This is a genomic window from Bhargavaea cecembensis (assembly GCF_001619585.1).
In the GTDB taxonomy this organism is placed as follows: Bacteria; Bacillota; Bacilli; order Bacillales_A; family Planococcaceae; genus Bhargavaea; species Bhargavaea cecembensis_A.
Window position 1 is genome coordinate 1 of the sequence record NZ_LQNT01000001.1, and the last position, 26,497, is coordinate 26,497.

Here is a 26,497-nt window from a genome sequence, read left to right on the forward strand (position 1 = left end):
ACATGAAAGATCCGGTACTTTACAATGTCCCGTTTATCCGGTTTTGAAAGAACAAAAAAAGTTCTTGCCAAATCGACAGGAACTGCTATAATAATAGTTGTCCTTTCAAAAAGAATACGGTCTGGCGATGAAGGCGAAGAGGTCACACCCGTTCCCATCCCGAACACGGAAGTTAAGCTCTTCAGCGCCGATGGTAGTCGGGGGCTTCCCCCTGCAAGAGTAGGACGTTGCCAGGCCGGATTTCTTTAACAGGATACACGGTTTAATCTGTATGGAGGATTAGCTCAGCTGGGAGAGCATCTGCCTTACAAGCAGAGGGTCGGCGGTTCGAGCCCGTCATCCTCCACCATTTCAGAAAGCCGGCCTAGCTCAATTGGTAGAGCAACTGACTTGTAATCAGTAGGTTGGGGGTTCAAGTCCTCTGGCCGGCACCACTTCAGACGAGCCATTAGCTCAGTTGGTAGAGCATCTGACTTTTAATCAGAGGGTCGCAGGTTCGAGCCCTGCATGGCTCACCACCCTTTATATATACCACATCATGCGGGTGTGGCGGAATGGCAGACGCGCTAGATTCAGGTTCTAGTGTCCTTTACCGGACGTGGGGGTTCAAGTCCCTTCACCCGCACCATTTTTATTGTAAGTGATCAACAACCACTTATTTATGCGGAAGTAGTTCAGTGGTAGAATACCACCTTGCCAAGGTGGGGGTCGCGGGTTCGAATCCCGTCTTCCGCTCCATTTATTTCCGCCGGGGTGGCGGAATTGGCAGACGCACAGGACTTAAAATCCTGCGGTAGGTGACTACCGTACCGGTTCGAGACCGGTCCTCGGCACCAACTATTTTTATTATGAATGCGCCCGTAGCTCAATTGGATAGAGCGTCTGACTACGGATCAGAAGGTTATGGGTTCGACTCCTGTCGGGCGCGCCATTTATATCAACGGGAAATAGCTCAGCTTGGTAGAGCACTTGGTTTGGGACCAAGGGGTCGCAGGTTCGAATCCTGTTTTCCCGACCACCCTTATATGATGGGGCCTTAGCTCAGCTGGGAGAGCGCCTGCTTTGCACGCAGGAGGTCAGCGGTTCGATCCCGCTAGGCTCCACCATTTATATTATCCTGGCGGTGTAGCTCAGCTGGCTAGAGCGTACGGTTCATACCCGTAAGGTCGGGGGTTCGATCCCCTCCGCCGCCATTGCAAAGGACCTTTAGCTCAGTTGGTTAGAGCAGACGGCTCATAACCGTCCGGTCGCAGGTTCGAGTCCTGCAAGGTCCACCATTTATTGGTTCAAACGGAGGAATACCCAAGTCTGGCTGAAGGGGTCGGTCTTGAAAACCGAGAGGCGGGTAACACCGCGCGGGGGTTCGAATCCCTCTTCCTCCGCCATCTTTTGCGCCTCTTCAGTCTAGGGCAGCTCTGAACCAATTAAGCAAGTATGAAATAAAGATTTATATTATTATCGCGGAGTGGAGCAGTGGCAGCTCGTCGGGCTCATAACCCGAAGGTCGCAGGTTCGAATCCTGCCTCCGCAACCAATGGTCCCGTGGTGTAGCGGTTAACATGCCTGCCTGTCACGCAGGAGATCGCGGGTTCGATTCCCGTCGGGACCGCCATTTTTACATAATGAACACCCTGTAATTTAGGCTTGGTAGCTCAGTCGGTAGAGCAAAGGACTGAAAATCCTTGTGTCGGCGGTTCGATTCCGTCCCAAGCCACCATTCGCGGATGTAGTTTAGTGGTAAAACCTCAGCTTCCCAAGCTGAAGTCGAGGGTTCGATTCCCTTCATCCGCTCCAGCGAGACCGGGCCTATAGCTCAGCCGGTTAGAGCGCACGCCTGATAAGCGTGAGGTCGGTGGTTCGAGTCCACTTAGGCCCACCATGTATTCCGCAGTAGCTCAGTGGTAGAGCAATCGGCTGTTAACCGATCGGTCGTAAGTTCGAGTCTTACCTGCGGAGCCATATGGAGAAGTACTCAAGAGGCCGAAGAGGCGCCCCTGCTAAGGGCGTAGGTCGGGTAACCGGCGCGAGGGTTCAAATCCCTCCTTCTCCGCCATTTATTGGCCCCTTGGTCAAGCGGTTAAGACACCGCCCTTTCACGGCGGTAACACGGGTTCGAATCCCGTAGGGGTCATCAAAAAAAGCAGCCATCCTTGTACAGGGTGGCTGCTTTTTTGCTTTTCGGATCGTGCTCATTCCTGGTCAAGGCGTTCACCGGTGTAGCTGTCGACCGTTTTATCCGGAATGTCCCCGATCGGGGATTCGAGGTCGACATCGTCAAGGTTCTCCTGGTACTCGTCCATTGTATCCGAGCGCATGAATCCTTTTACGGTGCCTGTTTCGTCCGTGCTTGCGAATTCCTCGTATGTTTCCGTTGTTCCTTGTTCCATCGGATCCTTGTAGAGGTCATTGTAGTCGCCATGATCGCCGCTCATGTCGGACGGTGTCTCGGAGGTGCCATAGCGGGCTGCCTCCTGGAAGCTGTCCTGATAGTCCTCAATGCCGCCTTCCTTGCCGACCTCAAACGAGTTTGCCTGAACTGGTGCCGCCACATCCTGCAGGACATCTTCCTCGACAGGGCGGTCTTCCGGAATCTCAGTGTCCGCATGCTCAATGCAGCGATTCGTATAGGGGATGGCTTCCAATCGCTCAAACGGGATTTCCTCATTGCAGACTTCACAGACACCGTAATTTCCTTCCCGTATTGCCTTCAGGGCATTCTCGACTTTTTCGAGTTCATCTTCTGCATGATTTTCAAGCGCCTGGTCCCGCTCACGGTCGTACAACTCCGTGCCCATATCGGCAGGGTGATTGTCTGCAAAGGAAAGTTCTCCGGAATCATCGCGCATACTGTCATCACGATCATTCTCTTCAGTTGTCTGACGATATTCCTGCTGCATTTGAATCAGCTCACGCTTGAGGATCGTCTTTTGCTGTTCGGTCAACATGGCTGTCACTTCCTTTTCATTTTAGATGATGGTCTGTATTTCATGAAGTTCATAAAGTTCATGAATCCTGCCATTGTCCCTCATCTTTTCCTTTTTGTCCGGATTGGTAAACCTTGCTCCATATCAAAAACCGCCTGCATCAAACAGGCGGTTTGTCGGTTTCGGTGATTCAGTTCGTCCAGTATCCGAGAAGGAGTCCGATGCACAGAAGAAAGCCGAAGATCGTATTCGTCTGGGCGGTCGCTTTCATGGCAGGCATGACCTTGAGCGGGACATTCTCTTTCCTGAAGGTGCGGATGGCGCCAATCGGTTTTCCGATGCTGAGGAAGACGAGAAGTGCCCATGGTGTCAGAATGCCCATAAGGACCATGGCAAGTATCCATAGGTACGATGCCGCAAAGAACAGGAGAAGAATCGTGACTGCGTTCTTTCTTCCTGCCAGAATTGCCAGCGTCTTGCGGCCGCCTTCTTTGTCGCCTTCCAGATCGCGGATGTTGTTTGACATCATGATCGCCCCGACGAGAATCATGCTGGGTACGGAAAGGGCGAGTGCCCATCCGCTGACATGGCCGGCCTGGATGAAGTAGGAGATGAGTACGATCGCCATCCCCATCGTCACACCGGAGAACAGCTCTCCGAGCGGTGTATAGGCGATTGGAAGCGGACCGCCGGTATACAGGTAGCCGATGGCCATGGCGACTCCACCGACCGCAAGAAGCCACCAGGAGGTGCTTCCGGCGATGTATAGCCCCATCAGTGCTGCGGCACCATAAAGTGCCAGTGCGAGGCCAAGAACGGTCGAAGGACTTACACCATTCCTGACGATGGTCCCGCCGATGCCGACGGACTGTTCATTGTCCAGCCCGCGCTTGAAATCGTAATATTCATTGAACATATTGGTTGCTGCCTGCAGAAACAGGGTGGCCAGCATCATGAGGATGAAAAGTGTAAGATTGATCCGGGTTTCTGCGAGCGCGATGATGGTCCCGAGAAGCACCGGTACAAAGGACGCAGTGAGTGTATGAGGACGGGTCAGCTGCCACCAGATTCGCCAGCCTTCGTCCGCTTTGAGTGTTTGCTGCATATGGTTCTCTCCCTAAATTTCTTTCGTTCATCATTATAACGGAGAAAATGGGGAAAGGACAGAGGGGCACACGGAATCGCCCGGATGTTGGCGAATCGTGCGTTGTGGTAAAATAAATGGGCAAGGAATGACTGTAGCGAATAAGTTGGAGGGGTCTTGGATGAAACGGAAAACGACTCCGGATTTAATAGCGGGGACAGGCCGCATGATGGACGGGCTCCGGTTCTACACGGAGACGGTCGAATCGGGCAGGCTGTCGCCGCAGGCATTTTTTGAAGCAGGCGAGGCCGAATTTTCCGGCCGGCGCTTTTATTGGGAGAACCGGGAGAAGACCCGGAAGATGGCCGGCATCGGGCATGCTGCCCGCCTGACCAGCACTGTGGACGATGCCCGTTTCGAAGATATCCGGACACAATGGCAGCGTCTCTGCTCTGTGATTGTAAAGGAAGAGGGAGACCAGTCGCCGGTACTGTTCGGCGGCTTCTCATTCGATCCGGAAAATCGCAGGAAATCGGAATGGGAAGGCTTCCCGGCCGCCCTTTTTGTTGTCCCCCAGATTCAGCTGGTTGAGAAAGAAGGGCGCACATTCGTGTCGATCAACCTGATATCCGAGGAGGAGGCAGTGGCCGCTGATTTCGACAGACTGCGGCTGATCCGGGACAGGCTGATTCACGAGGCACAGGTAAAGGAACGGGAGCCTGCAGTAAAGCCGGATGTTCTCCGGCTCAGAGAATATGCGAAGGATGACTACCTCCGTGCAGTGGAGGGGGTCCGGAACGGAATCCGTGAAGGCGGGCCGGAAAAGGTCGTGATTGCACGTTCCGTCGGACTCGACTTTGAAACGCCTGTCCGGCATTCGGAGGTGCTGGAACACCTGTCTGCTGAACAGCAGGAAAGCTATCTGTTCGGCCTGGAGAGCGGTGAAGGGTTCTTTTTCGGAGCCACACCGGAACGGCTCGTCAAGATGGAAGACGGCAAGAGCCAGACTGCCTGTGTGGCCGGTTCCATCCGCCGCGGCAAAACAGCTGAAGAAGACCGCCGGCTCGGCGAAGGGCTTCTGAAGGATCCGAAAAACCGCGAGGAACATCAGTTCGTTGTTCAGATGATCGGCGATGTATTCCGCAGTTTCTGCAGTGAAGTCCGTATCCCTGCAGGGCCGCGGCTGCTGAAAGTGCGTGACATCCAGCATCTGTTCACCCCTGTGGAAGGGACACCGAATACCGGAACAGATTTGCTTGATCTTGTCCGTGCCCTTCATCCGACACCTGCACTGGGAGGCACGCCACGCAATGAAGCGCTCCGGATGATCCGTGAAAACGAGAAGATGGACAGGGGATTCTACGGTGCACCGATCGGCTGGATGGATACAGACGGTGACGGAGAGTTTGCCGTTGCGATCCGTTCCGGTCTGCTGAAGGGTGACCGGGCACATCTTTATGCCGGGGGCGGCATCGTCGCCGGATCGGTCCCGGAAGAGGAATATGAGGAGACATGGGTGAAGTTCCGTCCGATGATGCGGGCGCTCGGGGGTGTCCTGCATGGATGATCGGAAGATACTGACTTCGTATGTCCTGCGGATCCGGGAATCGCTGATCCGTGCGGGTGTCCGCCATGTGGTTGTGAGTCCGGGCTCCCGTTCGACACCGCTTGCCTATGCATTTGCCGATTCGGACAGCGTCAGTATCCATCTCCAGACTGATGAACGTTCTGCGGCATTCTGCGGACTTGGCATGGCAAAGGCATCAGGAGAGCCGGTTGCCGTGCTTTGCACATCCGGCACGGCAGCGTCCAATTATATGCCGGCCGTCACGGAGGCGAAGTATGCCAGAGTGCCGCTGATCGTCCTGACGGCAGACCGTCCGCATGAACTGCGCGAGGTCGGCGCCCCGCAGGCGATTGACCAGCCGGGAATGTACGGAAGAATGGTCAAATACAGCGCTGACTTCCCGGTACCGGAGGATCGGACCGAATCCCTGGAGTATATCGGCCGGCATGTGCAGCGCGCCGTCTCTGTTGCGACAGACGCACCGGCGGGCCCGGTCCATCTGAATATTCCTTTCCGGGAACCGCTTCTGATCGAGTTCGGGGCGGAAGACCCCGGGCTCTCATTCCGAAGCGTGCGCAGGGGCATGATGATCCCGGATCCGGAAATGGTCCGGTGGTTTACAGAAACGGCTGCCGCTGCGGAACGGGGCCTCATCATTGCCGGAGAACTTCCTCCAGGCTTCGATAAAGAGACTTTCTGGAAGTTCGCTCGCTCCTTGGGCTGGCCGGTGCTGGCTGATCCGCTTTCAGGGCTGAGGAGCGGTATTTCAGGTGAGGCGGAAGCCCTTTGCATCGACCTGTATGATGCCATCCTGAAAAACGAACGGTTCAAGCAGGAAATGGCGCCGGATACTGTGATCCGTTTCGGGCCGCAGCCGGTATCCAAGCCGCTTACACAATTCCTGAACGGAAACCGCCCGGGTGTCTATATGGTCGTCGATGAAAGCCCATCGTTCCGCGATCCTTATCACCTGGCGACGGATCATCTTCAGTGCGCACCGGAAATGCTTCTCGAGATCCGGGCAGGAAATGCCCCTTCCGAATACGCCGCACTCTGGTCCGAAGCAAACCGTATTGCAACGGAAGAAACCAGGCGTGCGTTGAACGAAGGCACTGACGAAGGCGCGATGGCAGGTGTCCTGTTTGACGACATGCCCGACGGCAGTGACCTGTTCGCAAGTTCCAGCATGCCGATCAGGGACGTTGATACCTTTTTCATGCAGACTGACCGCGATATCGGGATTTTCGCCAACCGCGGCGTGAACGGCATCGACGGCGTCGTATCGACCGCTTTTGGCGTGCAGGCGGCAAGAAGGCGCCCGGCCTATCTGCTGATTGGCGATCTGGCGATGCTGCACGATATGAACGGCCTGATTTCGAGCCGTTTCGATGAAACTGACCTCACCATCCTCGTGATGAACAATGACGGCGGCGGCATTTTTTCTTATCTGCCTCAGGCAGGGGCCGGCCGTTATTTCGAGGAACTGTTCGGCACACCGACCGGGCTTAAATTCAGAGGCCTGGCCGATATGTACGGCTGCCAATACGATGCTGTGGAGTCAGCCGACGGGCTTAGGAATGCGCTTCGTCAGCCAAAACAGACAAACGTCAGGATCATTGAAGCATTCAGCGACCGTCAGGTGAATTTGAAGGAACACCGCAAACTGTGGCAGGCAATCAGCGAAAGGCTGGATGCCGAATGGAAACACTGACGGTGACGATCAGGGGAATCCGGGTCGGCTACCGCGAAGCCGGGAGGCCGGACGGGAAACCGCTGGTCTTGCTGCACGGCTTCACTGGTAGCTCAGCCGCCTGGACCGCAATTGCCGCCGATCTCGGTGAATACCGGCTCATCATGCCTGATCTGACCGGTCATGGAAATACCGAAGCACCGGGTGCTCCTGCCCGCTATGCGATGGAGGAACAGGTGTCGGACCTGGATGCGCTTTTCACCCGACTCGGGCTGGAACGCTTCAGCCTTCTCGGGTATTCGCTAGGCGGGAGGATTGCGATCGGCTATGCGGCTGCTCATCCGGAAAAGGTCAGCAGGCTCATTCTTGAAAGCACATCCCCCGGTCTGCGGACCGGGGACGAGCGCCGGGAGCGGCGGGAATCTGACGGAAAACTGGCCGCATTTATCGAAAGGGAGGGCATCCTTGCCTTCACTGACCGCTGGGAGAACATCCCGCTGTTCGCCTCACAGAAACGGATGCCGGAACATGTCCGGCAGCGTGTCCGCCGCGGCCGCCTCGGCAATGATCCTGCCGGCCTCGCCGGAAGTTTGAGGGGCATCGGCACGGGAAGCCAGCCGTCCTACTGGGAGAGTCTGGAGCACTTTAGCATGCCGGTGACGCTGATCACCGGAACGCTGGATGTTAAGTACGTGAAGATAGCCGCAGACATGGTCCGGCGGCTGCCGGATGTTCATCACGTGACCGTTCAGGACGCAGGTCATACGGTCCACGTGGAAAATCCGGCGCGCTTTGCTACAATGGTAAAGGAAGCTTTAAAGCCATAGACAGGGGAGGAACCACATGACACGCCAATGGGAAACGATCCGTACATATGACGAGATCAAATACGAGAAATACAACGGCATCGCAAAAGTGACGATCAACCGTCCGCATGTCCGCAATGCCTTCACACCGAAAACTGTAGAGGAAATGATTGATGCATTCTCCCGCGCACGCGATGACGACAGCATCGGCGTCATTGTCCTGACGGGCGAGGGCGACATGGCCTTCTGCTCCGGCGGTGACCAGAAAGTCCGCGGACACGGCGGCTATGTCGGCGATGACCAGATTCCGCGCCTGAACGTGCTGGATCTTCAGCGCCTGATCCGTGTCATCCCGAAACCGGTCGTCGCGATGGTGGCAGGCTATGCCATCGGGGGCGGACACGTCCTGCACGTTGTCTGCGACCTGACCATCGCTGCAGACAATGCCATCTTCGGACAGACAGGGCCTAAAGTCGGCTCGTTTGATGCCGGGTATGGTTCCGGTTACCTGGCCCGCATCGTGGGCCATAAAAAAGCCCGTGAAATCTGGTACCTGTGCCGCCAGTACAACGCTCAGGAAGCCCTCGACATGGGCCTGGTCAACACGGTCGTTCCGCTTGATCAGCTTGAAGATGAAACTGTCCAGTGGTGTGAGGAAATGCTCGAGAAGAGCCCGACTGCACTGCGGTTCCTGAAGGCAGCCATGAATGCCGACACGGACGGGCTGGCCGGTCTTCAGCAGATGGCGGGGGACGCGACACTCCTTTACTACACGACAGACGAGGCGAAGGAAGGCCGCGATGCGTTCAAGGAAAAGCGCAAGCCGGACTTCGGCCAATTCCCTCGTTTCCCTTGATCGTTGAAATTCGAAAAAGCCGCCTTATCGGGCGGCTTTTTCTGATGGAAAGGTGATAGCATGATAACACCAAACTGGATTTTGCAGAGGGCCCGGCTCACGCCGGACCGCGTTGCCATCAGCTGGGACGAAGAACGGTGGACGTTCCGTGAGATGGCGGACCGCTCGATGGACATCGCCAGGAAAATGAGGGGAACCGGCCTGGAAGAAGGGGACCGCGTGGCGCTCCTGACGTCAGGAGGCCCGGAGACCGTCTTTCTGATCCACGGCGGGCTGCTTGCCGGCTTCGAGCTCGTGATGCTGAACAGCCGCCTGACCGGGGCTGAGCTGGCTTACCAGATTGAAGACTCGGAAGCGAAAGCCGTATTCAGTGATGACGAACTGTCGGACCGAGTGCCGGACAGCACAGCCGTAAGTCTCCTTCTGGCAGGCGAGAAAGCAGATTTTAATCCGGCAGAGCTGTGGGAGGAAGACCGCACGCTCACGATCATGTATACTTCGGGGACCACAGGCTTCCCGAAAGGGGTGCGGCAGACGGCCGGAAATCATTTGTCGAGCGCTGTGGCGTCTGCACTCAATATGGGCATTCAGGACGGAGATGTCTGGCTCTGTGCGATGCCGCTTTTCCATATCAGCGGGTTTTCGATTCTGAGCAGATCGCTGATCTATGGCATGACCGTGCGGCTGCAGTCGAAATTCGATGCAGAAGCGTCTGCCAGAGAGATTGCGGAAGGCAGTGTGACCACGATGTCCGCCGTCTCCGCCCAGCTGGTCCGGGTGCTGGATATCCTGGAATCACGGAACCAAAAGGCTTCGGACCGCTTCAGGCAAATCCTGGCGGGCGGAGGACCGGTCCCATCGCCTTATATCCGCCGGGCGGAGGCGCTAGGCATCCAGATCCTCCAGACTTACGGCATGACCGAGACCTCTTCGCAGACGGCCACGCTGGCAGCGGAAGACGCCCTCAGGAAGACCGGATCGTCCGGCAAAGCGCTTTTCTTTAACCGCATCCGGATTGAAGGAGCGGAAAAGCCCGGGGACGAGGGAGAGATCCTGATCAGCGGACCCCATGTGACGCCGGGCTATGTCGGCCGCTTCAGCGGCAAGCCCGCACAGGTGGACGGCTGGCTCCATACAGGCGATATCGGCAGGCTTGACGAAGAGGGATTCCTTTATGTGCTCGACAGGAGATCCGACCTGATTATCTCGGGAGGGGAGAATATCTACCCCGCCGAGATTGAACAAGTGCTGGTCGCTCATCCCGCCGTTGCAGAAGCAGGCGTTGCCGGGGTGGAAGATGAACGCTGGGGACAGGTGCCCGCCGCCTTTATCGTAGCCCGGAGAACCGTTTCTGTTGAAGAGCTTGAGGCGTTCTGCCGGGAGCGGCTGGCCCCATATAAGGTGCCAAAGCACTACCGGTTCGTCGGTGAACTGCCGAGAAACGCCTCCAACAAGCTGCTCCGGCGCGAGCTGAAGGACAAATTTGAACTGCAGGAATGACAAAAGCCATCCGGATAGCCGGATGGCTCTTTCTGTATAGGCAGCAGGGTTTCAGGAATTCAATGCCTTGCCGAGGCGTTCGATATTTTGTCTCATGAGGGAAAAGTAATCTGCGCCGTTTTCAATATCTTCCTGGGACAGGACACTCAGGTTATGGAGCGTATCGGACTCAGCACCGATCTCGTTCACGATCACCTGGGTGAGCTTTGATGTGATGTTCTGTTCGAAGAAGATGGTCGACACCTGTTTTTCACGGGCGAGATCGACAATCCGGGCCAGTTCTTTCTGGGAAGGCTCGCTCTGCGGATTCAGGCCGGCGATGGGGACTTGCTCCAATCCATATTCCTCGGCAATGTAACCGAAACCGGCGTGGGAGACGAAGAATGTCTTTGTTTCTGCACTGTCGGCCATTTCACGGAACTCCGAGTCCAATTGTTTTAACTCGGCCGAAAGCTCCTCATACCGCTCAGTGAACTCGGTTTCCTTTTCAGGAAGTTCTTCGGTAAGGGCTTCCTTCACGGCCAGCGCCAATTGATCTGCGATGACAGGAGAAAGCCAGACGTGAGGGTCGACACCAGTATGGTCATGGCCTTCATGCCCGGGCTCCTCTTGGTAATCCGCTTCTTCATCATGATCGTGGTGCTCCTCATTATGGCCGCTGCCATGGAGAAGCTGATCATCGGGAATGTGCGAGGCTGCTGCGACAAGCCGGACGTCTTCACCGGATAAGGTCTTCTCGGCTTTGTTGACAAAGCCCTCAAGTCCAAGGCCTGTATGGATGAAGAGGTCACTGTCCGCAAGACTGATCATATCTTTCTGTGTCGGTTCGAATGTGTGGCTGTCTGCTCCGGGGGGATAAATGGAAGAGACGCTCACGGAGTCGCCGCCGATCCGCTCCGTGAAATAGGCAAGCGGGTAGACGGTCGTCTTGACTGTGAGCGCCTTTTCCGAAGCCCTGTCGGCGTCTTTTACCTCCCCGGAGCTATTGTCACTGCCGCATCCCGCCAGAACAAGCAGGGATGCAGACAGGATGAGTATCAGTTTTTTCATGGTCCACCTCTAAATCGTAATGAGTACGATTTGTATCATACCTCACATGAGGCGGCTTGGCAACCCGGAACTTATTCTACATCGCTTTTTTTGCCGGGCCACTTGTCAGGAACCGGATCAAATCCGCCTTCGTGGAACGGATGGCACTTTGAAATCCTGATGATGGTCATCAGGAAGCCTTTGAAAGCACCGTGCTTTTCAAACGCTTCAAGACCGTATGCGGAGCAAGTGGGATGAAAGCGGCAGCTCGGCGGGGTAAACGGCGAAATGGCCTTCCGGTAAAATCTGATGATCCAGATAAATAAATGTTTGATTGTAAACACTCCAATCGTAGCGCATGTTTATTGTAGCGCGGGCTGGGGAACATGAACAGAAGAACGATTGATGAAGAAATGGAGTGTTGATTGATGTCTAAACAACTGCTTGATGAACTGAATGTCCAGGTGGCGACCTGGTCGGTGTTTTACACAAAGCTTCATAACTATCACTGGTATGTAAAAGGTCCTCAGTTCTTTACCCTGCATGCAAAATTTGAGGAACTCTACAATGAAGCGACCTTACATATGGATGAGATCGCAGAACGGATGCTGACGCTCGGCGGACAGCCGCTTGCAACGCTGAGGGAACACCTCGAGAGCTCCGTGGTGGAAGAGGCCAGCGGAAAGGAATCCGCCAACGCAATGGTCAAACAGGTGACAGAGGACTTCGACAAGATCATGAACTCGCTTAAAAAAGGCATGGACCTTGCAGCAGAAGACGAGGATGACATGACAGAGGATCTCCTGAACTCGATCTACCAGAGCATCGAGAAGCACCAGTGGATGCTCAACGCCTTCCTTGGCGAAGAAAATAACTGATTAAAAGCCGGGTCACCGGCTTTTTTCAATGGGCCGATCTTCTTTTCATATTGTCTCGGAGTTGCTGGCGCATGGATCGTTCCCGGAAGACCATCCTAATCGGAAACGATTGACCAGGAGGATGGCCATGAAGAATAAATTGTATGTATCGATACTCCACAGGCAGGTGTATCCGGGTCCGAATTTGGCGCCCTGGGAATTTGCGATTGAGGCAGACAGCCGCGTGGAAGAAGCATTCAGCAAGCTGTTCAGCCAGATCAGCGATGTGGAATTGACGAACTTCCTCCGGGCGCATCTGCCTGCGATCCCTTACCATCTCGACAAGGAGAACCACCAGATTGACCTGCGCACAATGAAGCTTTATGCGCTGGTGCATGAATACGGGGATGAGGAGTCCAGGAAGTTCGTTGAGAGCCTTCCGTATTTCCGTTGAAGGGACGGCACCTTGTCCGATACACTTGGTATTGGTAGAGGAGGGGTGCCGTGTTTACATACAAAGACCGCGCTGGACAAAGGGTCGATCTTTTCTGGGAAAAGGACCAGTCAGGAATGGTGCCCACTCATGCCATCGTTGCCGCATTCGATGGCAGGATGTGGCTGATGACCATCCACCCCAACCGGGGACTGGAATGGCCCGGCGGAAAGGCCGAGCCGGGAGAGACGATCGAACAGGCGGCAATCAGGGAAGTGTACGAAGAGACAGGGGTTACCGCCGGGAATCTAACATTTGTCGCAGACTATGTCGTTCATGCCGAACCGCCTTTCTGCAAAAGGGTGTTTGCTGCCGACATCATGTCCGCCGATGATCATTTCCCGCTTCTTGAAACAGAAGGAGCGGCTTACCTTGCGGAGGCGGACTGGGAGAAGTCTGCAGCAAAACTGAGCCGGCATATGTCGGATGAAGGAATGGATAGGATCAGGAAGAAGGTGCTGTCTGATGAAAGACGACGGAACGATTGAATACACGAGACCTTACCCGTCTCCCAACCCGAATGTACGGCTGACTGAAATCACTTACTGGTCGACAGGCTACCGGGTAAAGGGACTGCTTGCAGAGCCGGTGGCGGACGGCATCTATGATGGTATTGTGTACTTGCGCGGGGGCATCCAGCATGTCGGTATGGTCCGGCCGTCCAGAATTTCGCAGTTCGCCCAGCAGGGATTCGTCGTTTTTGCCCCTTATTATCGGGGCAACCGCGGCGGCGAGGGTTTTGACGAATTCGGCGGTGAGGACCGGTTTGATGCGGTCAACTCAGTCGATGTGCTGAAGCAGCATCCAAAGACCGATACCACCAGAATCCATCTGTTCGCCTTTTCAAGGGGCGGCATCATGGCTCTCTGGACGGCGATTATGAGGGATGACATCACGTCCGTCGTGGACTGGGCCGGCGTTTCGGACATGGTCTTCACCTACAAGGAACGGAAGGAACTCCGCAGGATGATGAAGCGCGTGATCGGAGGTACGCCGAACAACGCCCCTGAAGAGTACCGAAACCGCTCGGCGCTCTTCCATGTGGATGAGATCGATGCCCCATTCCTGCTGATCCACGGCAGGCAAGATCAAAACGTATCGATTGAGCAGTCAATCATGCTGGAAGATGCATTGAGGGAGGCGGGAAAGGCGGTGGAGACCTGGTACTTTGCTGAATTCAACCACCATTTCCCGCCCGCTGAAGCTGCCCGGGTCACCCGGGATTTGTGCAACTGGATGAAAGGGAAGGGGAACTGATCCCTTTCCGCAACAATGAAAAAGCACCTGCGCAATCAATCATGCGCAGGTGCTTTTTGAATGGCCGATCAGATGACCGGACCGCCTTTTTCTTCAAATTCCTTCGAGACTGAGCCGAATTTCTTGAAGTTCTCACGGAATGCTGCTGTGAGTTCTTTTGCTTTTGCATCGTAAGCTTCCTTGTCTGCCCATGCATTGCGCGGGTTGAGCACTTCAGAAGGGACACCTTCGATTTCAATCGGCATGTTCAGTCCGAATACTTTTCCTTTTTCCATTTCCGCATTGTCGAGCTTGCCTTCGATCGCCGCACGGACCATGGCACGAGTGTAGCTGAGCTTCATGCGCTGACCGACGCCATACTCTCCACCAGTCCAGCCGGTGTTGACGAGGAAGACATTCACATCATGCTCGTCGATTTTCTTGCCGAGCATTTCCGCGTAGACGGTTGCGTGAAGCGGCAGGAAAGGGGAGCCGAAGCAGGTCGAGAACGTCATCTGAGGAGAGGTGATCCCTCTTTCCGTACCCGCAAGTTTCGATGTGAAGCCGCTCAGGAAGTGGTACATCGCCTGTTCCTTCGTCAGTTTCGAAATAGGAGGCAGTACGCCGAAGGCATCCGCCGTCAGGAAAATGATGGTCTTCGGATGGCCTGCAATCGAAGGGATCACGCTGTCATCGATATACTCGAGCGGGTAGGCTGCACGGGTGTTCTCGGTGAGCGAGCCGTCATCGTAGTCGGGCTTGCCTTCTTCGTCGAGCACGACGTTCTCGAGAACCGACCCTTCACGGATGGCGCTGTAAATTTGCGGTTCCTTTTCTTCAGAGAGGTTGATCGTCTTTGCGTAGCATCCGCCCTCGATATTGAAGACTCCTTCTTCAGACCAGCCATGTTCGTCGTCGCCGATCAGACGGCGGTTCGGATCTGCAGAAAGCGTCGTCTTGCCGGTGCCGGAAAGGCCAAAGAAGAGAGCAACGTCTCCTTCTTCGCCGACGTTCGCTGAGCAGTGCATCGACAGGATGCCCTGCTTCGGAAGCAGATAGTTCATGACGGAGAAAATGGATTTCTTCATCTCACCGGCATATTCCGTCCCGCCGATCAGGATGATGCCGCGTTCGAGCGAGATCATGACGAACGCTTCGGAATTTGTCCCGTCAACTTCAGGATCTGCCTTGAAGGTTGGAGCGGAAACGATGGTAAACTGAGCCTCATGCTTTTTAAGCTCTTCTTCGGATGGCCGGATGAACAGCTGCTGGCAGAAGAGGTTGTGCCAGGCAAACTCGTTGACCGTACGGATGTGCAGACGGGAAGCAGGATCAGCACCCGCGAAGCCGTCGAATACATAGAGTTCATTTTTTGCACTAAGGTGATCCAGCACTTTGGCGTAAAGCTTTTCGAATACGTCAGGCTTTACCGCCTTGTTTACGTTGCCCCAATCGATGTCTTCCTTGGAAGGGGCCTCTTCCACGATGAAGCGGTCTTTGGGAGAGCGACCCGTGTATTTCCCGGTCGTGGCGCGGACCGCGCCTTTGTCTGTAAGAACTGCCTCGCCGCGTTCAACAGCGATCTCCGTCAGTTCCTCGACGGAAAGCTGTGTGCGGATCGATCCTCCGGCCAGGAGATCATTCAGTTTATCGCTCAGTTTAGAAGACATTATCATCTGTACCACCCTTGTCTTGTAATCCCGCCTTTAGGCGGTTTGTATGATGTGAATTAGTATAACACATTTTGTTTATTAGTCTATACTAATTCAGCGTTTCTGCAAAAACTGCAAAAAACCGTCTTATTACACCACTAATCTTCATTTATTATTTGACATAAAGTGCTGGATTCATTACTATGAAAAATTGTACGGATACTCTTATCCCGAGCTGGTGGAGGGACAGGCCCTATGAAACCCGGCAACCTGCCGTTCTCCCTGATGGAGGCCGAGAAGGTGCCAACCTGAAGCAAGGCGTCTGCCTTGGACGATAAGAGTGAAAGGTGTCAGCGAATCCGGGCCTTTCCTCATGAATGTGAGTGGAAGGCCCTTTTTAAATGGATTGACCAAAACCTCAGTAAGCCCAAAACGGCTTGGAGTTCAACCCCGCGGGGAACGGACTTGACAGGGGAACGAGTACCGTAACACTTTCCGGCGACCCGCCGGAGCGGAGGAGGAAAACCAATGACCAACCGTCGCCTGTTCACATCCGAGTCGGTCACCGAAGGCCACCCGGATAAAATTTGCGACCAGATATCAGATGCCATCCTGGATGCCATCATCAAAGACGACCCGAATGCCCGCGTGGCATGCGAAACGACCGTGACGACCGGCCTTGTGCTGGTTGCCGGCGAAATCACCACCACCACCTATGTGGATATCCCGAAGGTCGTAAGGGATGCGATCAAGGATATCGGCTATACCCGTGCGAAATACGGTTTTGACAGCGAGACTACAGCCGTCCTGACGGCAATCGACGAACAATCGCCGGATATCGCTGCAGGTGTCAATGAAGCACTTGAATCCCGTGAAGGGACAATGACCGATGACCAGCTGGAAGCAATCGGAGCGGGAGACCAGGGGCTGATGTTCGGCTTTGCGTGTGATGAGACGCCAGAACTGATGCCGCTGCCGATCAGCCTTGCCCATAAGCTGTCCCGCCGCCTGACCGAAGTGCGAAAGGAAGAGATCCTGGAGTACCTCAGGCCTGACGGCAAGACACAGGTTACCGTCGAATACGATGAGAACAACCAGCCGGTGCGCGTGGATACAATCGTTATTTCCACACAGCATCATCCGGAAATTACACTTCAGCAGATCCAGGATGACATCCGAAAGCAGGTTATCGATGCAGTCGTCCCGGCTGAACTGATCGATGAAGAGACGAAATTCTTCATTAACCCGACGGGCCGCTTTGTAATCGGAGGTCCACAGGGGGATGCCGGCCTTACAGGCCGCAAGATTATCGTCGATACCTATGGCGGTTACGCGCGTCACGGCGGCGGCGCTTTCTCGGGCAAAGATCCGACAAAAGTTGACCGTTCTGCAGCGTATGCAGCCCGTTATGTGGCGAAGAACATCGTCGCGGCAGGACTTGCTTCCAAGTGTGAGGTCCAGCTCGCTTATGCAATCGGTGTCGCTCAGCCTGTCTCGATCGCGATTGATACATTCGGTACAGGCAAGACAGCCGAGTCTGACCTTGTCGAGTGGGTGCGGGAATTGTTTGACCTGCGCCCGGCGGGCATCATCAAGATGCTCGACCTGCGCCGTCCGATCTACCAGCAGACTGCAGCGTACGGCCACTTCGGCCGCACCGATATCGAACTCCCGTGGGAGCGCACCGACAAGGCTGAACAGCTTAAGGAAAAAGCTTCCTATTAAAAGGGTGCTACAAAAAAGAGAAGGGAATCCGCATTACGCATGCGGATTCCCTTTTTTAGTTTGCCACATTGGACATAGCGCTCCTGATTGGACTTGCAGCGAAAAAGTATTCACTTCTGCAGGCTCTTGTAATATTGGCCTTTCTCCGCGTACTCCTGCACGATGCGTTCCATGTCCCGGATATCGTCATCATTCAGTTCACGGACCACTTTCGCCGGGGAGCCGAATGCAAGGGTGCGGGGCGGGATTTTCTTGCCTTGGGGGACCAGAGATCCGGCACCCACAAACGCACCTTCTCCGATTTCCGCTCCGTCAAGAATGATCGAGCCCATCCCGATCAGCGCGTTTTTCCGGATGGTGCAGCTGTGGAGGATGACGTTGTGGCCGACTGTCACTTCATCTTCGATGACGAGCGGATAGGCCGGACTCTGATGAAGCATGCACAAATCCTGGATATTCACTTTGCGGCCGATGCGTGTGGAGTTGACGTCACCTCGGATCACCGTGTTGAACCAGACGGATGACTCCGGGCCAATCTCAACATCTCCGGTTACTGTCACGTGGTCTGCAAGGAAAACGGACTCGTCAATCTTCGGCTCGATGCCGTTAAACGGGTAAATCATCGGAAAAACCTCTCTTCCATCAAAACTTGTAGTATCATAATCGTACTATAAAACCCGTTTCCGATGTTCCGGCAACGGGAAAAGAATTGAAACGGCAAGATTGGTAAGGAGGAACCGCCATGTGGAAATGGGAAGCGGAGGGGAAGGCGACGGCTGCCGTCGTCCTGCTGCACAGTGCATATGAACATCACGGTCGCCATGCCTGGCTGATCGAGCGGTTCAGGACAGCCGGTATGCATGTCATTGCCGGAGACCTCCCCGGCCATGGAAAACAGGGCGCGGAAGTCCATGATGAAGGGTTTCATGAATACCGCAGATATGCAAAGGAACTGATCCGCACCGGCATGGCGGAAGACCTGCCCCTGTTCGTCTTGGGACACGGTCTGGGCGGGGTGTTGGCTGCAGATATGGCGAGAAATGACAGCCTGGCCTGCGCCGGACTTATTCTCACATCGCCTTGGTTCCGTCTGAAGCATCTTCCGCCAAGGATGAAAGGACCGCTTTCGGGACTCGGGAAAATCGCCGGCGGCATCAAGTTTAACCATCAGATCAGCGAAGACATGCTGACAGGGAACCAAGACCCCGTGATGGCAGACTCGGAGAATCTGTATCATCCTGTCGCGACTGCCGCATGGTACCGTGAACTGAATTCATATATCAAGGAAATCAGTGAATCCGTGCCGAAACCCGGGTCACCTCCGGTTCTGCTGCATGCTGCCGGACACGACGAGCTGGCAGATTCTGATGCCATGCATGCGTGGCTGACGATGAAGGGGCGGGAAGAGTTTCAGTACAAGCAGTGGAAAAATGCCCGTCATGATATTTTCCGCGAGCAGGAGCAGGAGGAAGTGTTCCTCTACACCGAGTCATTCATCAGGGGGGTACTCCGCTCGCTTGGCTACATTGCCTGACAGCATGAGGGGGAAGGGGCATGAAAGAAGCGGTGATGCAGATGGCTGTGAAGGGGATCATGGCCATCCTGCTTTTTGCGGTGGGCGACCCGGCTACAGGAACACTGGGTGTGAGGGATGAGCCTCTAACCCGGCAGGTATTTATGGTCGAAAATCCAGAAGGAGCGGGGACCGGTTTTCTGATTGAAGAGTCGGGACTCGTCCTGACCAACCAGCATGTCGTCGGAACAATTGCCGAACAGAAACTGACATCGCTCGGCGGGGAGGCGTTCACCGGGAAGGTGCTGGAGACGAATCGGCTACTTGATTTGGCTCTCCTGCAGATCCATGATTATCCCGGCGGCGAACCGCTTAAGCTGTCCGGGCAGCGCGCAGAACGGATGGAGCCGGTCATGTCGGTAAGCTGGACAGATATGCATCCGTTCGTCATCAGGGAAGGGGTCATCCAGCAACTTCACGTGTCGGCTGGTTTCGACGGGAATGATGCAATGTTCAATGAGTTTATCATTTCAGATACTGACCTGGATCCAGGGATGAGCGGCAGTCCTGTCATTCGGCCGGAAACCGGAGAAGTCATTGGAATCAATACGGGGATCCATCCTTGGAGCACTTTATCATTTAGCGTACCGGTACTGGCGGTCGAGCGGGTGATCGAGCGTTGGATCAGAGACCATGCAGCTGAAACATGAACTGCTCTTTCGCCGTCCGTGTCTGTAACCATTCCGAACCGTAACCCGTCTGTTCCCTCAAGGAGTGGATGAGACATGGGCAAGATGATGGCTGCACTGCTTGCAGTGCTTTGTCTTTCGGCATGCAGTTTGGAATCCGCAGGCCCGCCGGAACAGGATCTGCCGGAACTGACCGTGAAGCTTGACGGAGAAGTCGAAACGGCAGTCCACGGCAGCTATTGCTGGACGGAGGGCGGGACGTCGGCATGTGCGGATGCCTCCGGCAATCCGTTTGATTATGAACCGTTCTCCGGAATGATTTCTGCCCCGACTGGGACAAAAGTTGAACTGCTGTTTTCACTTCCGCCACAGTCTTCACGCGTAAGCGTACAGCTGGAGGATGACCTGGATTCCTCGGTCTCATCTGGGCCGGTCAGGATTCCGGATGCGCCCGGCCGATACGGTTACACGGTATTTGCAGAGTGGCCCCAGGGAGATGTCAGCTATTTTTTCATCGTGGAGGCGGAGTAAGTCCCGGGTTGAGCATGGGTGTCAGTGGGTATAGTAAGGGCAGACTGACCAACATCCAAGGAGGGACTCCAGTGACTGAACATAACAGCCGAACGCCCGAGCAGATGGCGAAGTCCTCTGCAGAAGCGATGAACAAAAGTCGCGAACAACAGGAATTCATCTCCAGAAAGTCCGGCGGCACAATGGCCGGCCAGCCCGGCAGTGCCTACTCAGACAAGGCACGGAACACAGACCAGGTGGCCGCTACGGAATACACGGACGGAGACGGCGGATTCAACGAACGCGACAAACTTGAAACAGGTGAATGAAAGAAAGGACCGCGGCATTGCGCGGTCCTTCTTTTTTTGATTAGAATGGATGGATGCGAACAATGGAAGGAATGGATGCAATGGACTTTTTCGAGCGCAAGCAGATGGAGACGGGAGTGTCGCTGAACGATGTGCAGAAGCAGGCTGTCTTGAAGACGGACGGCCCGCTGCTCGTGCTGGCATGCCCAGGCTCGGGAAAGACAACAACGATGATTATGAGGATCGGTTACATGATCGCGGAAAAGGGGATCGCCCCAACGCGCATCAAGCCGATCACCTTCAGCAAGGCCGCCGCAACGGATATGCGCGACCGATTTACGAAACTCTTTCCCGGACTGCAGCCGCCGGCTTTTTCGACGATCCATAGCCTGGCGCTGGATATTGTCCGCCGTCACCTCGACCATATGGGCATTGAATGGGCGCTAATTGAAGGTAAGACGGACCAGGTTCCGCCCAAACCGGTCCTTCTGAAACGGAGTTTCCGTGAAGTCACCGGGGAAGATCCGACGGAAGATGAACTGAAGTCGGTAGGGACATTTGCAAGCTTTGTGAAGAACCGGCTCATCCCCCAGGAAGAGTGGCCAGGTCTGAAGGGGCCCGTTGAAAGGGCAGGGGAGATCCTCCGGAAGTATGAGGCGCATAAGAGGAGCGGGAGGAGGCTGCTGCTGCTTGATTTTGACGATATGCTGACGATTGCGGAAGAGGCGCTTCGAACAGATCCCGACCTTTGCATGAGAATGCAGGACCGCTTTGACTATGTCATCACCGATGAGAGCCAGGATACGTCGCTTGCCCAGCACAGGATTGTGGAACATCTGGTCCGGCGACACGGCAACCTTTGTGCCGTCGCCGATGACGACCAGTCCATCTATACTTGGCGAGGGGCGGCCCCGCAATACCTGCTGGATTTCCGGAATCACTATCCACAGGCCGATATTCTCATGATGGAGACGAATTACCGGTCATCCTCTGAAATCGTGCAGACGGCAGCCGGTTTCATCAAGCGGAACAAGGAGCGATACGAGAAGGGGATGAAGCCGGTTAACGCCAGTGCCGGCCCGGTCAACCTGAAGAGATTCCATGACCGTGATGAGCAAGTGCGTTATGTCATATACGAACTGCTGGCGATGGAGAATCCGGGAGAGGCCGCTGTCCTTTTCCGGAACAATTCGTCATCGACGGCTTTTGTCTCCGAACTGCACCGCCGGGGCATTCCTTTTTATATGAAGGATGCCGATGACCGATTTTTCGACCACTGGGTCGTGGAAGATGTTCTGAATTTCATGAGGCTTGCCTATCTGCCGGAAAAGAGGGACCTGTTCGCAAGGGTAGCGCTGAAGATGGAACTGTTCATCAGCCGCTCCGCAGTCGAAACGTTTGTCAGAAACGGTCCTGAAGGGAATGTCTTCGACGCTTTTGCAAGTTCTGTTCCCAACCTGTCCGATGACCAGCGGCGGAAACTCGCCGCCTATCGGTCGATCTACGACGGGCTTAAGGACCGGCGGCCGGCAGACATCATCCGGACGGTCCGGGAGAATCTCGGGTATGAGGCTTCCCTGAAAAGCCGCTCGGAAAAGTTCGGCTACCGCATCGATACGCTGACCGGCATGCTGGATACGCTCACCGTCATCGCGTCGCCGCTCCGGACAATGACCGCTTTTGCGGAAAAACTGGCTGAGCTGAAAAAAGCCGTATCGGAAGCCAAACGGACACCCCAGGAAGGTGCGGTCACGCTTTCGACTTTCCATAGTTCCAAAGGGCTTGAATTCAAACAGGTATTCATGGTCGATCTGAATGAAGGCACCATCCCGGCTGCCGAGGACATAAAGGACCCGGATATGATGGAAGAAGCCAGGAGACTGTTCTATGTCGGGATGACACGAGCCAAAGAGCGGCTCGAACTGATCAACTATTCCACGGATAACGGGAAAGAATTGACAGAGTCCCGCTTCATCAGCGAGGTGAGGGGACTTCAGGCGATCGGCCGCCCGGTTGGGGAAATACCGGAGACACCCCGAAAAACGGCACGGAAGCGGGCCGCAGCGATTCCCGACCCCGATGCGATTTCCGACAGCGGTGTACTGGCTCCGGGACTGAAGGTCCGCCATAAAGTGTTCGGCAACGGCTTGGTGGAGGAAATCCGCGGGGAGCGGGTCCTCATCAGGTTCGCAAAGCAGGAAAAAGAGCTGGATCTCGGCATGTGCATCAGCAGGGGGCTGCTCGAAGAAAGGGGCTGAGACGCTTGAAGGAATGGATGGCAGTCGGCCTGGCCGGAATGGCGGGCGCCGTTTCGAGAACGGCAATTTCACAGATGGTCGGGTATCCCGGAGGTTTTCCTTATGGGACCCTTCTCGTGAATCTGTTGGGTGCTTTCCTCTTATGCGCGCTCATTGCGGCCGCACCTCTCCGGCAACAGTGGAAAGCCGCCGTACATACCGGGTTTCTGGGGTCGTTCACTACCTTTTCGGCACTCAGCGCGGAACTGTCACGGATGATTGCTGACGAACAGTGGGGGACTGCTTTCATTTATGTCCTGTTGTCGGTCGGCGGAGGTCTGCTTTCAGGTCTTGCGGGACAAAGGTTCGGGAAAGGAAGAGTGAAGCCATGATCATCTTCTATTGGCTGTCTGTTGCTGCCGGCGGGTTAATCGGCGCAATCATTCGGTACCTGCTCAGCGCAAAGCTGAACCGGGAAGGAGGATTTCCAGCCGGTACGTTCGCCGTCAACATGGCCGGCGCTTTTCTTGCGGGTGTTTTTTCAGGACTGGCTGCCGGCAGTCCTGCACACGCATTTGTCATTTCCGGCTTAATGGGGGCGCTCACCACCTTTTCCACATGGGTTTCTGAAATCCTGTTGATGTGGCAGCAGGGAAGACGTATGGCTTCCGTTCTGTATGCCGTTTCCACGATTGTCCTGGGCATTGTTTTTTACATGATCCCTTATATATATGTAGGTGCGTGAAATGTAAAAAATCATCCAGTTTATCTATTTTCTCCGGGGGAAGAGTGAAACAGAGCATCCCAGATAAGGAGGATCATAATGGATAAACAACAAGGAAAGCGGACCAGCAAGGATCTTCAACTCGACCAGTTCAGGACGGACGACCGGAACAAGAAACTCACGACCAACCAGGGGCTGAAAATGGCGGAGGACGAACATTCCCTCACTGCAGGTGACCGCGGGCCCACACTCATGGAGGATTTTCACTTCCGTGAGAAGATGACCCACTTCGACCATGAGCGGATTCCGGAACGTGTCGTCCATGCCAGGGGCTTCGGCATGCATGGTGAGTTCGAGGCATACGAGTCGATGGAAGACTATACGAAGGCGGCATTTCTCTCCGAGAAGGGGAAGAAGACTCCGGTCTTTGTCCGGATTTCAACGGTGGTGGGTCAGCGGGGTTCAACAGATATTCCCCGGGACGTCCGCGGATTCGCCGTGAAATTTTACACCGACGAAGGGAACTATGACCTGGTAGGCAACAACATGCCCATCTTCTTCATCCAGGACGGTATTAAATTCCCTGACCTGATTCACGCAATCAAGCCGGAACCGCATAATGAGATTCCGCAGGCGGCCAGCGCCCATGATACGTTCTGGGATTTTGTTGCAAACAACCAGGAAACAGCGAATCAGGTCATGTGGCTGATGAGCCCGCGCGCGCTCCCGAGAAGTTACAGCATGATGGAAGGGTTCAGCATCAACACCTACCGTTTCGTCAACGCGGAGGGCAAGGCACGGTTCGTGCGTTTCCACTGGAAGCCGGTGCTCGGTGTCCATTCCTTTGAATGGGACGAAGCACAGAAAGTAACCGGGAACGACCCTGACTTCAACCGCCGTGAACTATGGACGAATATTGAGATGGGCAATTACCCTCAATGGGAGCTCGGTGTCCAGATGATCGAAGAAGAGGATGAATTCAACTTTGACTTCGATATTCTCGATGCAACCAAGTTCTGGCCGGAAGAAGAGATTCCGGTCAAGATCATCGGCAAGATGACACTCAACCGCAACGTCGATAACTTCTTCGCCGAGACGGAACAGGCGGCATTCCACCCGGGCCATGTCGTACCGGGCATCGATTTCTCAAATGACCCGCTCCTGCAGGCCCGTCTCTTCTCCTACACGGATACCCAACTGATCAGACTTGGCGGGCCGAACTTCCATGAACTCCCGATTAACCGCTCTGTCTGTCCTTTCCACAACAATCAGAGGGACGGCTACGGCCGACAGACGATCAATGTCGGAAAGGTCTCCTACCACAAAAACTCACTTGCCGACAACACCCCTTCACCTGCTTCCGAAGAAGAGGGCGGCTACGTCCACTATCAGGAAAAAGTAGAGGGCAAGAAGGTACGGGCACGGAGCGACTCATTCAAGGATCATTTTTCGCAGGCCCGGATGTTCTGGAACAGCCTGGCCGAGTTTGAGAGGCAGCACATCATCGATGCATTCAGCTTCGAGGTCGGCAAGGTGAAGGATCAGAATATCCGTCAGCAGGTCGTTGACATGTTCGCCAATGTCGACCAGGACATGGCGACGGCCTTTGCCAAGAATGTCAACGCCAATCCGCCAAAAGTGAGCCATGTAAACTACGATAAGAAATCTCCTGCGGTCAGCATGGCGAACACCGTCAGGAAGCCACAGACCCGCCGTGCAGGAATCATTGTGGGAGAAGGCTTTGACGGCAGCAGCCTCGGAGAGGTGCTGGACAAGCTGAAGAAAGCCGGCATCACGGCTGACTTTATCAGCGAACGCCAGGGCACCATCGAAGGAAAGGACGGCTACAAGGCCGAGGCGAACCAGACGTTCACGACGAGCCATTCCGTTCTGTATGATGGCCTCATCATCGCGGGCGGAAAAGGTGAAAATGAATCGATGTTCACGATGAATGCTTCCGAGTTCATCAATGATACATTCAAGCACTACAAGACGATCGGGGTCACCGAAGGGGGCAAGGAACTGTTCGCTCAGACGATGGCACAAGAAGGACCGGGTGTCGTTTCGGATGGCGGACACGGGAACTTTGGTGACTCTCTGGTCGAGGCATTCGCCCAGTACAAACATTACGACCGGAAGTTCTAAAAGTGGTATGAACAGCGAAGCGCGGCGCCAGAAAAGGGGCCGCGCTTCTCGTTGTCTGTAATGGATCCGCCCGGTACAATCAGGCCGGAAGGAGAGTTAATCTATGGCCAATAGAAAATCGACCAGCATGTGGAAAAGCCCCGCGGGTGCGGTTGCTGTCCTCCTGGTGATCGCCATCATTTATTTTCTTGCGGAGATTCCGGAAGATGAAAGTGGCCAGGAGAGCCCGACTGACACCGGAGAACACATTCCTGCGGATGCCCCTGCAGAGGGGCTCATTACTGTGGAACTTGTCCGTACAATCGACGGAGACACGATCAAAATCCGGTACCGGGGAAAGGAGCAGAACGTAAGGTATCTGCTCATTGATACACCGGAGACGAACCATCCCCAGCTGGGAAAGCAGCCGTTCGGTGACCGGGCAAAGGAAAGGAACCGGGAGCTTCTAGCTAACAGTGAGGTGGCCATTGAGTTTGATATCGGACAGCGGACCGACAAGTACGGACGCCTCCTTGCATACGTCTATGCGGACGGGGAAAGTGTACAGGAAAAACTGCTTGAAGAGGGGCTTGCCCGTGTCGGCTATGTCTATCCTCCCAACACCCGGCATCTGGAGAGTTATGAACAGGCGGAAAAGCGGGCAAAGGATAGGAGAACCGGAATCTGGTCAATCGAGGATTATGCAACCGAACGCGGGTTTGATGCAGAGAAGGCGGAACGGAGCGGCGGAAGCCGTGACAGGCAGAACAAAGATGCCGGGCCATTCGCCAATTGCAGAGAACTGCGTTCGGTTTATCCGGAGGGCGTGAAGAGGGGGCACCCTGCTTATTCGGAGCGGCACGATGGCGACGGTGACGGAATGGCATGCGAGGCTTCATAGAAGGGCCTGATCCGTCCGCCGGGACCCGGCAATCAGTCAGAACGTTTAATTCGTGCCGCCTGAAGTCAATGC

At 55.0% G+C, this 26,497-nt stretch carries 25 protein-coding genes, 20 tRNA genes, 1 rRNA gene and 1 riboswitch; of the genes, 40 read left to right on the forward strand and 6 right to left on the reverse strand.

What is annotated here, in order from left to right; all coding sequences use genetic code 11:
- Positions 1 to 120 precede the first annotated feature (120 nt).
- The 21 genes from rrf (at position 121) to AV656_RS00105 (ending at position 2,131) form a co-directional block, all read left to right on the forward strand.
- Positions 121 to 236, forward strand: a 5S ribosomal RNA gene (rrf, locus tag AV656_RS00005).
- A 37-nt stretch (positions 237 to 273) separates the two neighbouring features.
- A tRNA-Val gene (locus tag AV656_RS00010) sits at positions 274 to 349 on the forward strand.
- Between the two features lie 9 nt (positions 350 to 358).
- Positions 359 to 434: transfer RNA gene (locus tag AV656_RS00015), tRNA-Thr, on the forward strand.
- Positions 435 to 442: 8 nt separating this feature from the next.
- Positions 443 to 518 (forward strand) — tRNA-Lys (locus AV656_RS00020).
- 22 nt (positions 519 to 540) lie between these two features.
- Positions 541 to 628 (forward strand) — tRNA-Leu (locus AV656_RS00025).
- Positions 629 to 663: 35 nt separating this feature from the next.
- A tRNA-Gly gene (locus AV656_RS00030) sits at positions 664 to 738 on the forward strand.
- Positions 739 to 747: 9 nt separating this feature from the next.
- A tRNA-Leu gene (locus AV656_RS00035) sits at positions 748 to 836 on the forward strand.
- An 18-nt stretch (positions 837 to 854) separates the two neighbouring features.
- A tRNA-Arg gene (locus AV656_RS00040) sits at positions 855 to 931 on the forward strand.
- 10 nt (positions 932 to 941) lie between these two features.
- A tRNA-Pro gene (locus AV656_RS00045) sits at positions 942 to 1,018 on the forward strand.
- A 12-nt stretch (positions 1,019 to 1,030) separates the two neighbouring features.
- Positions 1,031 to 1,106: transfer RNA gene (locus tag AV656_RS00050), tRNA-Ala, on the forward strand.
- 13 nt (positions 1,107 to 1,119) lie between these two features.
- Positions 1,120 to 1,193, forward strand: a tRNA-Met gene (locus AV656_RS00055).
- Positions 1,194 to 1,200: 7 nt separating this feature from the next.
- Positions 1,201 to 1,277 (forward strand) — tRNA-Ile (locus AV656_RS00060).
- A gap of 15 nt (positions 1,278 to 1,292) precedes the next feature.
- A tRNA-Ser gene (locus AV656_RS00065) sits at positions 1,293 to 1,385 on the forward strand.
- Between the two features lie 74 nt (positions 1,386 to 1,459).
- Positions 1,460 to 1,534: transfer RNA gene (locus tag AV656_RS00070), tRNA-Met, on the forward strand.
- Positions 1,535 to 1,536: 2 nt separating this feature from the next.
- A tRNA-Asp gene (locus tag AV656_RS00075) sits at positions 1,537 to 1,612 on the forward strand.
- A 29-nt stretch (positions 1,613 to 1,641) separates the two neighbouring features.
- Positions 1,642 to 1,717 (forward strand) — tRNA-Phe (locus AV656_RS00080).
- A 3-nt stretch (positions 1,718 to 1,720) separates the two neighbouring features.
- Positions 1,721 to 1,794 (forward strand) — tRNA-Gly (locus AV656_RS00085).
- A gap of 8 nt (positions 1,795 to 1,802) precedes the next feature.
- Positions 1,803 to 1,879 (forward strand) — tRNA-Ile (locus AV656_RS00090).
- Positions 1,880 to 1,884: 5 nt separating this feature from the next.
- Positions 1,885 to 1,959: transfer RNA gene (locus tag AV656_RS00095), tRNA-Asn, on the forward strand.
- A 3-nt stretch (positions 1,960 to 1,962) separates the two neighbouring features.
- A tRNA-Ser gene (locus tag AV656_RS00100) sits at positions 1,963 to 2,053 on the forward strand.
- A 6-nt stretch (positions 2,054 to 2,059) separates the two neighbouring features.
- Positions 2,060 to 2,131: transfer RNA gene (locus tag AV656_RS00105), tRNA-Glu, on the forward strand.
- Positions 2,132 to 2,189: 58 nt separating this feature from the next.
- On the opposite strand, the gene AV656_RS00110 is transcribed toward AV656_RS00105, so the two are convergent.
- A complete protein-coding gene (locus AV656_RS00110) occupies positions 2,190 to 2,945 on the reverse strand; it encodes a TraR/DksA C4-type zinc finger protein (RefSeq protein WP_082818535.1) in 756 nt (251 codons plus the stop codon).
- Between the two features lie 169 nt (positions 2,946 to 3,114).
- On the reverse strand, positions 3,115 to 4,029 hold the full coding sequence (locus AV656_RS00115) for a 1,4-dihydroxy-2-naphthoate polyprenyltransferase (RefSeq protein ID WP_063177658.1): 915 nt from the start codon (positions 4,027 to 4,029) through the stop codon (positions 3,115 to 3,117).
- Between the two features lie 160 nt (positions 4,030 to 4,189).
- Between AV656_RS00115 and AV656_RS00120 the strand changes: the two genes are divergently transcribed.
- From AV656_RS00120 to AV656_RS00140, 5 genes are read left to right on the forward strand one after another with little or no spacing between them, the layout of a single operon-like run.
- Positions 4,190 to 5,575, forward strand: coding sequence for an isochorismate synthase (locus tag AV656_RS00120; RefSeq protein ID WP_082818536.1), 1,386 nt, complete (start codon positions 4,190 to 4,192; stop codon positions 5,573 to 5,575).
- Complete coding sequence (gene menD, locus AV656_RS00125; protein ID WP_063177660.1) at positions 5,568 to 7,286, forward strand: 2-succinyl-5-enolpyruvyl-6-hydroxy-3-cyclohexene-1-carboxylic-acid synthase; 1,719 nt, start codon at positions 5,568 to 5,570, stop codon at positions 7,284 to 7,286. The genes AV656_RS00120 and menD overlap by 8 nt, the downstream gene beginning before the upstream one ends.
- A complete protein-coding gene (gene menH, locus AV656_RS00130; protein ID WP_082818537.1) occupies positions 7,274 to 8,092 on the forward strand; it encodes a 2-succinyl-6-hydroxy-2,4-cyclohexadiene-1-carboxylate synthase in 819 nt (272 codons plus the stop codon). Before menD ends, menH begins: the two co-directional genes overlap by 13 nt.
- Before the next feature lie 16 nt (positions 8,093 to 8,108).
- Positions 8,109 to 8,927: a 1,4-dihydroxy-2-naphthoyl-CoA synthase gene (gene menB / locus AV656_RS00135; protein WP_063177662.1), complete on the forward strand. Its 819-nt coding sequence runs from the start codon at positions 8,109 to 8,111 to the stop codon at positions 8,925 to 8,927.
- Positions 8,928 to 8,987: 60 nt separating this feature from the next.
- Positions 8,988 to 10,427 (forward strand): o-succinylbenzoate--CoA ligase, encoded by a 1,440-nt coding sequence (locus AV656_RS00140; RefSeq protein ID WP_063177664.1) that lies wholly within the window; start codon positions 8,988 to 8,990, stop codon positions 10,425 to 10,427.
- A gap of 51 nt (positions 10,428 to 10,478) precedes the next feature.
- On the opposite strand, the gene AV656_RS00145 is transcribed toward AV656_RS00140, so the two are convergent.
- Together AV656_RS00145 and yidD are read right to left on the reverse strand one after the other, a co-directional pair.
- Complete coding sequence (locus tag AV656_RS00145; protein WP_063177666.1) at positions 10,479 to 11,477, reverse strand: metal ABC transporter solute-binding protein, Zn/Mn family; 999 nt, start codon at positions 11,475 to 11,477, stop codon at positions 10,479 to 10,481.
- Positions 11,478 to 11,548: 71 nt separating this feature from the next.
- On the reverse strand, positions 11,549 to 11,791 hold the full coding sequence (gene yidD, locus AV656_RS00150; RefSeq protein ID WP_063178810.1) for a membrane protein insertion efficiency factor YidD: 243 nt from the start codon (positions 11,789 to 11,791) through the stop codon (positions 11,549 to 11,551).
- A 93-nt stretch (positions 11,792 to 11,884) separates the two neighbouring features.
- Between yidD and AV656_RS00155 the strand changes: the two genes are divergently transcribed.
- The 4 genes from AV656_RS00155 (at position 11,885) to AV656_RS00170 (ending at position 14,063) form a co-directional block, all read left to right on the forward strand.
- The gene (locus AV656_RS00155; protein ID WP_063177668.1) at positions 11,885 to 12,334 is read left to right on the forward strand and encodes a Dps family protein; all 450 of its coding nucleotides are present in this window, start codon (positions 11,885 to 11,887) and stop codon (positions 12,332 to 12,334) included.
- A gap of 127 nt (positions 12,335 to 12,461) precedes the next feature.
- Positions 12,462 to 12,767: a hypothetical protein gene (locus AV656_RS00160; protein WP_063177671.1), complete on the forward strand. Its 306-nt coding sequence runs from the start codon at positions 12,462 to 12,464 to the stop codon at positions 12,765 to 12,767.
- Between the two features lie 50 nt (positions 12,768 to 12,817).
- A complete protein-coding gene (locus AV656_RS16645) occupies positions 12,818 to 13,294 on the forward strand; it encodes an NUDIX domain-containing protein (protein WP_063177673.1) in 477 nt (158 codons plus the stop codon).
- Positions 13,272 to 14,063: an alpha/beta hydrolase family protein gene (locus AV656_RS00170; protein WP_063177676.1), complete on the forward strand. Its 792-nt coding sequence runs from the start codon at positions 13,272 to 13,274 to the stop codon at positions 14,061 to 14,063. Before AV656_RS16645 ends, AV656_RS00170 begins: the two co-directional genes overlap by 23 nt.
- A 68-nt stretch (positions 14,064 to 14,131) precedes the next feature.
- Here the strand turns inward: AV656_RS00170 and pckA are convergent, their stop codons facing one another.
- The gene (gene pckA, locus AV656_RS00175) at positions 14,132 to 15,718 is read right to left on the reverse strand and encodes a phosphoenolpyruvate carboxykinase (ATP) (RefSeq protein ID WP_197462177.1); all 1,587 of its coding nucleotides are present in this window, start codon (positions 15,716 to 15,718) and stop codon (positions 14,132 to 14,134) included.
- A gap of 198 nt (positions 15,719 to 15,916) precedes the next feature.
- Positions 15,917 to 16,035: riboswitch (SAM riboswitch) on the forward strand.
- Between the two features lie 187 nt (positions 16,036 to 16,222).
- Between pckA and metK the strand changes: the two genes are divergently transcribed.
- On the forward strand, positions 16,223 to 17,419 hold the full coding sequence (gene metK, locus AV656_RS00180; protein ID WP_063177678.1) for a methionine adenosyltransferase: 1,197 nt from the start codon (positions 16,223 to 16,225) through the stop codon (positions 17,417 to 17,419).
- 110 nt (positions 17,420 to 17,529) lie between these two features.
- On the opposite strand, the gene AV656_RS00185 is transcribed toward metK, so the two are convergent.
- On the reverse strand, positions 17,530 to 18,042 hold the full coding sequence (locus tag AV656_RS00185) for a gamma carbonic anhydrase family protein (RefSeq protein WP_063177680.1): 513 nt from the start codon (positions 18,040 to 18,042) through the stop codon (positions 17,530 to 17,532).
- A 119-nt stretch (positions 18,043 to 18,161) separates the two neighbouring features.
- Between AV656_RS00185 and AV656_RS00190 the strand changes: the two genes are divergently transcribed.
- The 9 genes from AV656_RS00190 (at position 18,162) to AV656_RS00230 (ending at position 26,425) form a co-directional block, all read left to right on the forward strand.
- A complete protein-coding gene (locus AV656_RS00190) occupies positions 18,162 to 18,953 on the forward strand; it encodes an alpha/beta hydrolase (RefSeq protein ID WP_063177682.1) in 792 nt (263 codons plus the stop codon).
- A 20-nt stretch (positions 18,954 to 18,973) separates the two neighbouring features.
- Positions 18,974 to 19,642 carry a S1 family peptidase gene (locus tag AV656_RS00195; protein WP_063177687.1) on the forward strand — a complete coding sequence of 223 codons (669 nt, stop codon included), beginning with the start codon at positions 18,974 to 18,976 and terminating at the stop codon, positions 19,640 to 19,642.
- Between the two features lie 75 nt (positions 19,643 to 19,717).
- Positions 19,718 to 20,152 carry a hypothetical protein gene (locus AV656_RS00200; protein ID WP_063177689.1) on the forward strand — a complete coding sequence of 145 codons (435 nt, stop codon included), beginning with the start codon at positions 19,718 to 19,720 and terminating at the stop codon, positions 20,150 to 20,152.
- 71 nt (positions 20,153 to 20,223) lie between these two features.
- Positions 20,224 to 20,460 (forward strand): hypothetical protein, encoded by a 237-nt coding sequence (locus AV656_RS00205; protein ID WP_063177691.1) that lies wholly within the window; start codon positions 20,224 to 20,226, stop codon positions 20,458 to 20,460.
- A gap of 62 nt (positions 20,461 to 20,522) precedes the next feature.
- On the forward strand, positions 20,523 to 22,697 hold the full coding sequence (locus AV656_RS00210; protein WP_231877209.1) for an ATP-dependent helicase: 2,175 nt from the start codon (positions 20,523 to 20,525) through the stop codon (positions 22,695 to 22,697).
- A gap of 5 nt (positions 22,698 to 22,702) precedes the next feature.
- Complete coding sequence (locus AV656_RS00215) at positions 22,703 to 23,068, forward strand: fluoride efflux transporter FluC (protein WP_063177693.1); 366 nt, start codon at positions 22,703 to 22,705, stop codon at positions 23,066 to 23,068.
- Positions 23,065 to 23,421 carry a fluoride efflux transporter FluC gene (locus AV656_RS00220; RefSeq protein WP_063177695.1) on the forward strand — a complete coding sequence of 119 codons (357 nt, stop codon included), beginning with the start codon at positions 23,065 to 23,067 and terminating at the stop codon, positions 23,419 to 23,421. The genes AV656_RS00215 and AV656_RS00220 overlap by 4 nt, the downstream gene beginning before the upstream one ends.
- A 78-nt stretch (positions 23,422 to 23,499) precedes the next feature.
- Entirely contained in the window at positions 23,500 to 25,545 is a 2,046-nt protein-coding gene (locus tag AV656_RS00225) for a catalase (protein ID WP_063177697.1), read from the forward strand.
- 103 nt (positions 25,546 to 25,648) lie between these two features.
- The gene (locus AV656_RS00230) at positions 25,649 to 26,425 is read left to right on the forward strand and encodes a thermonuclease family protein (RefSeq protein ID WP_063177699.1); all 777 of its coding nucleotides are present in this window, start codon (positions 25,649 to 25,651) and stop codon (positions 26,423 to 26,425) included.
- Positions 26,426 to 26,497: the final 72 nt, after the last annotated feature.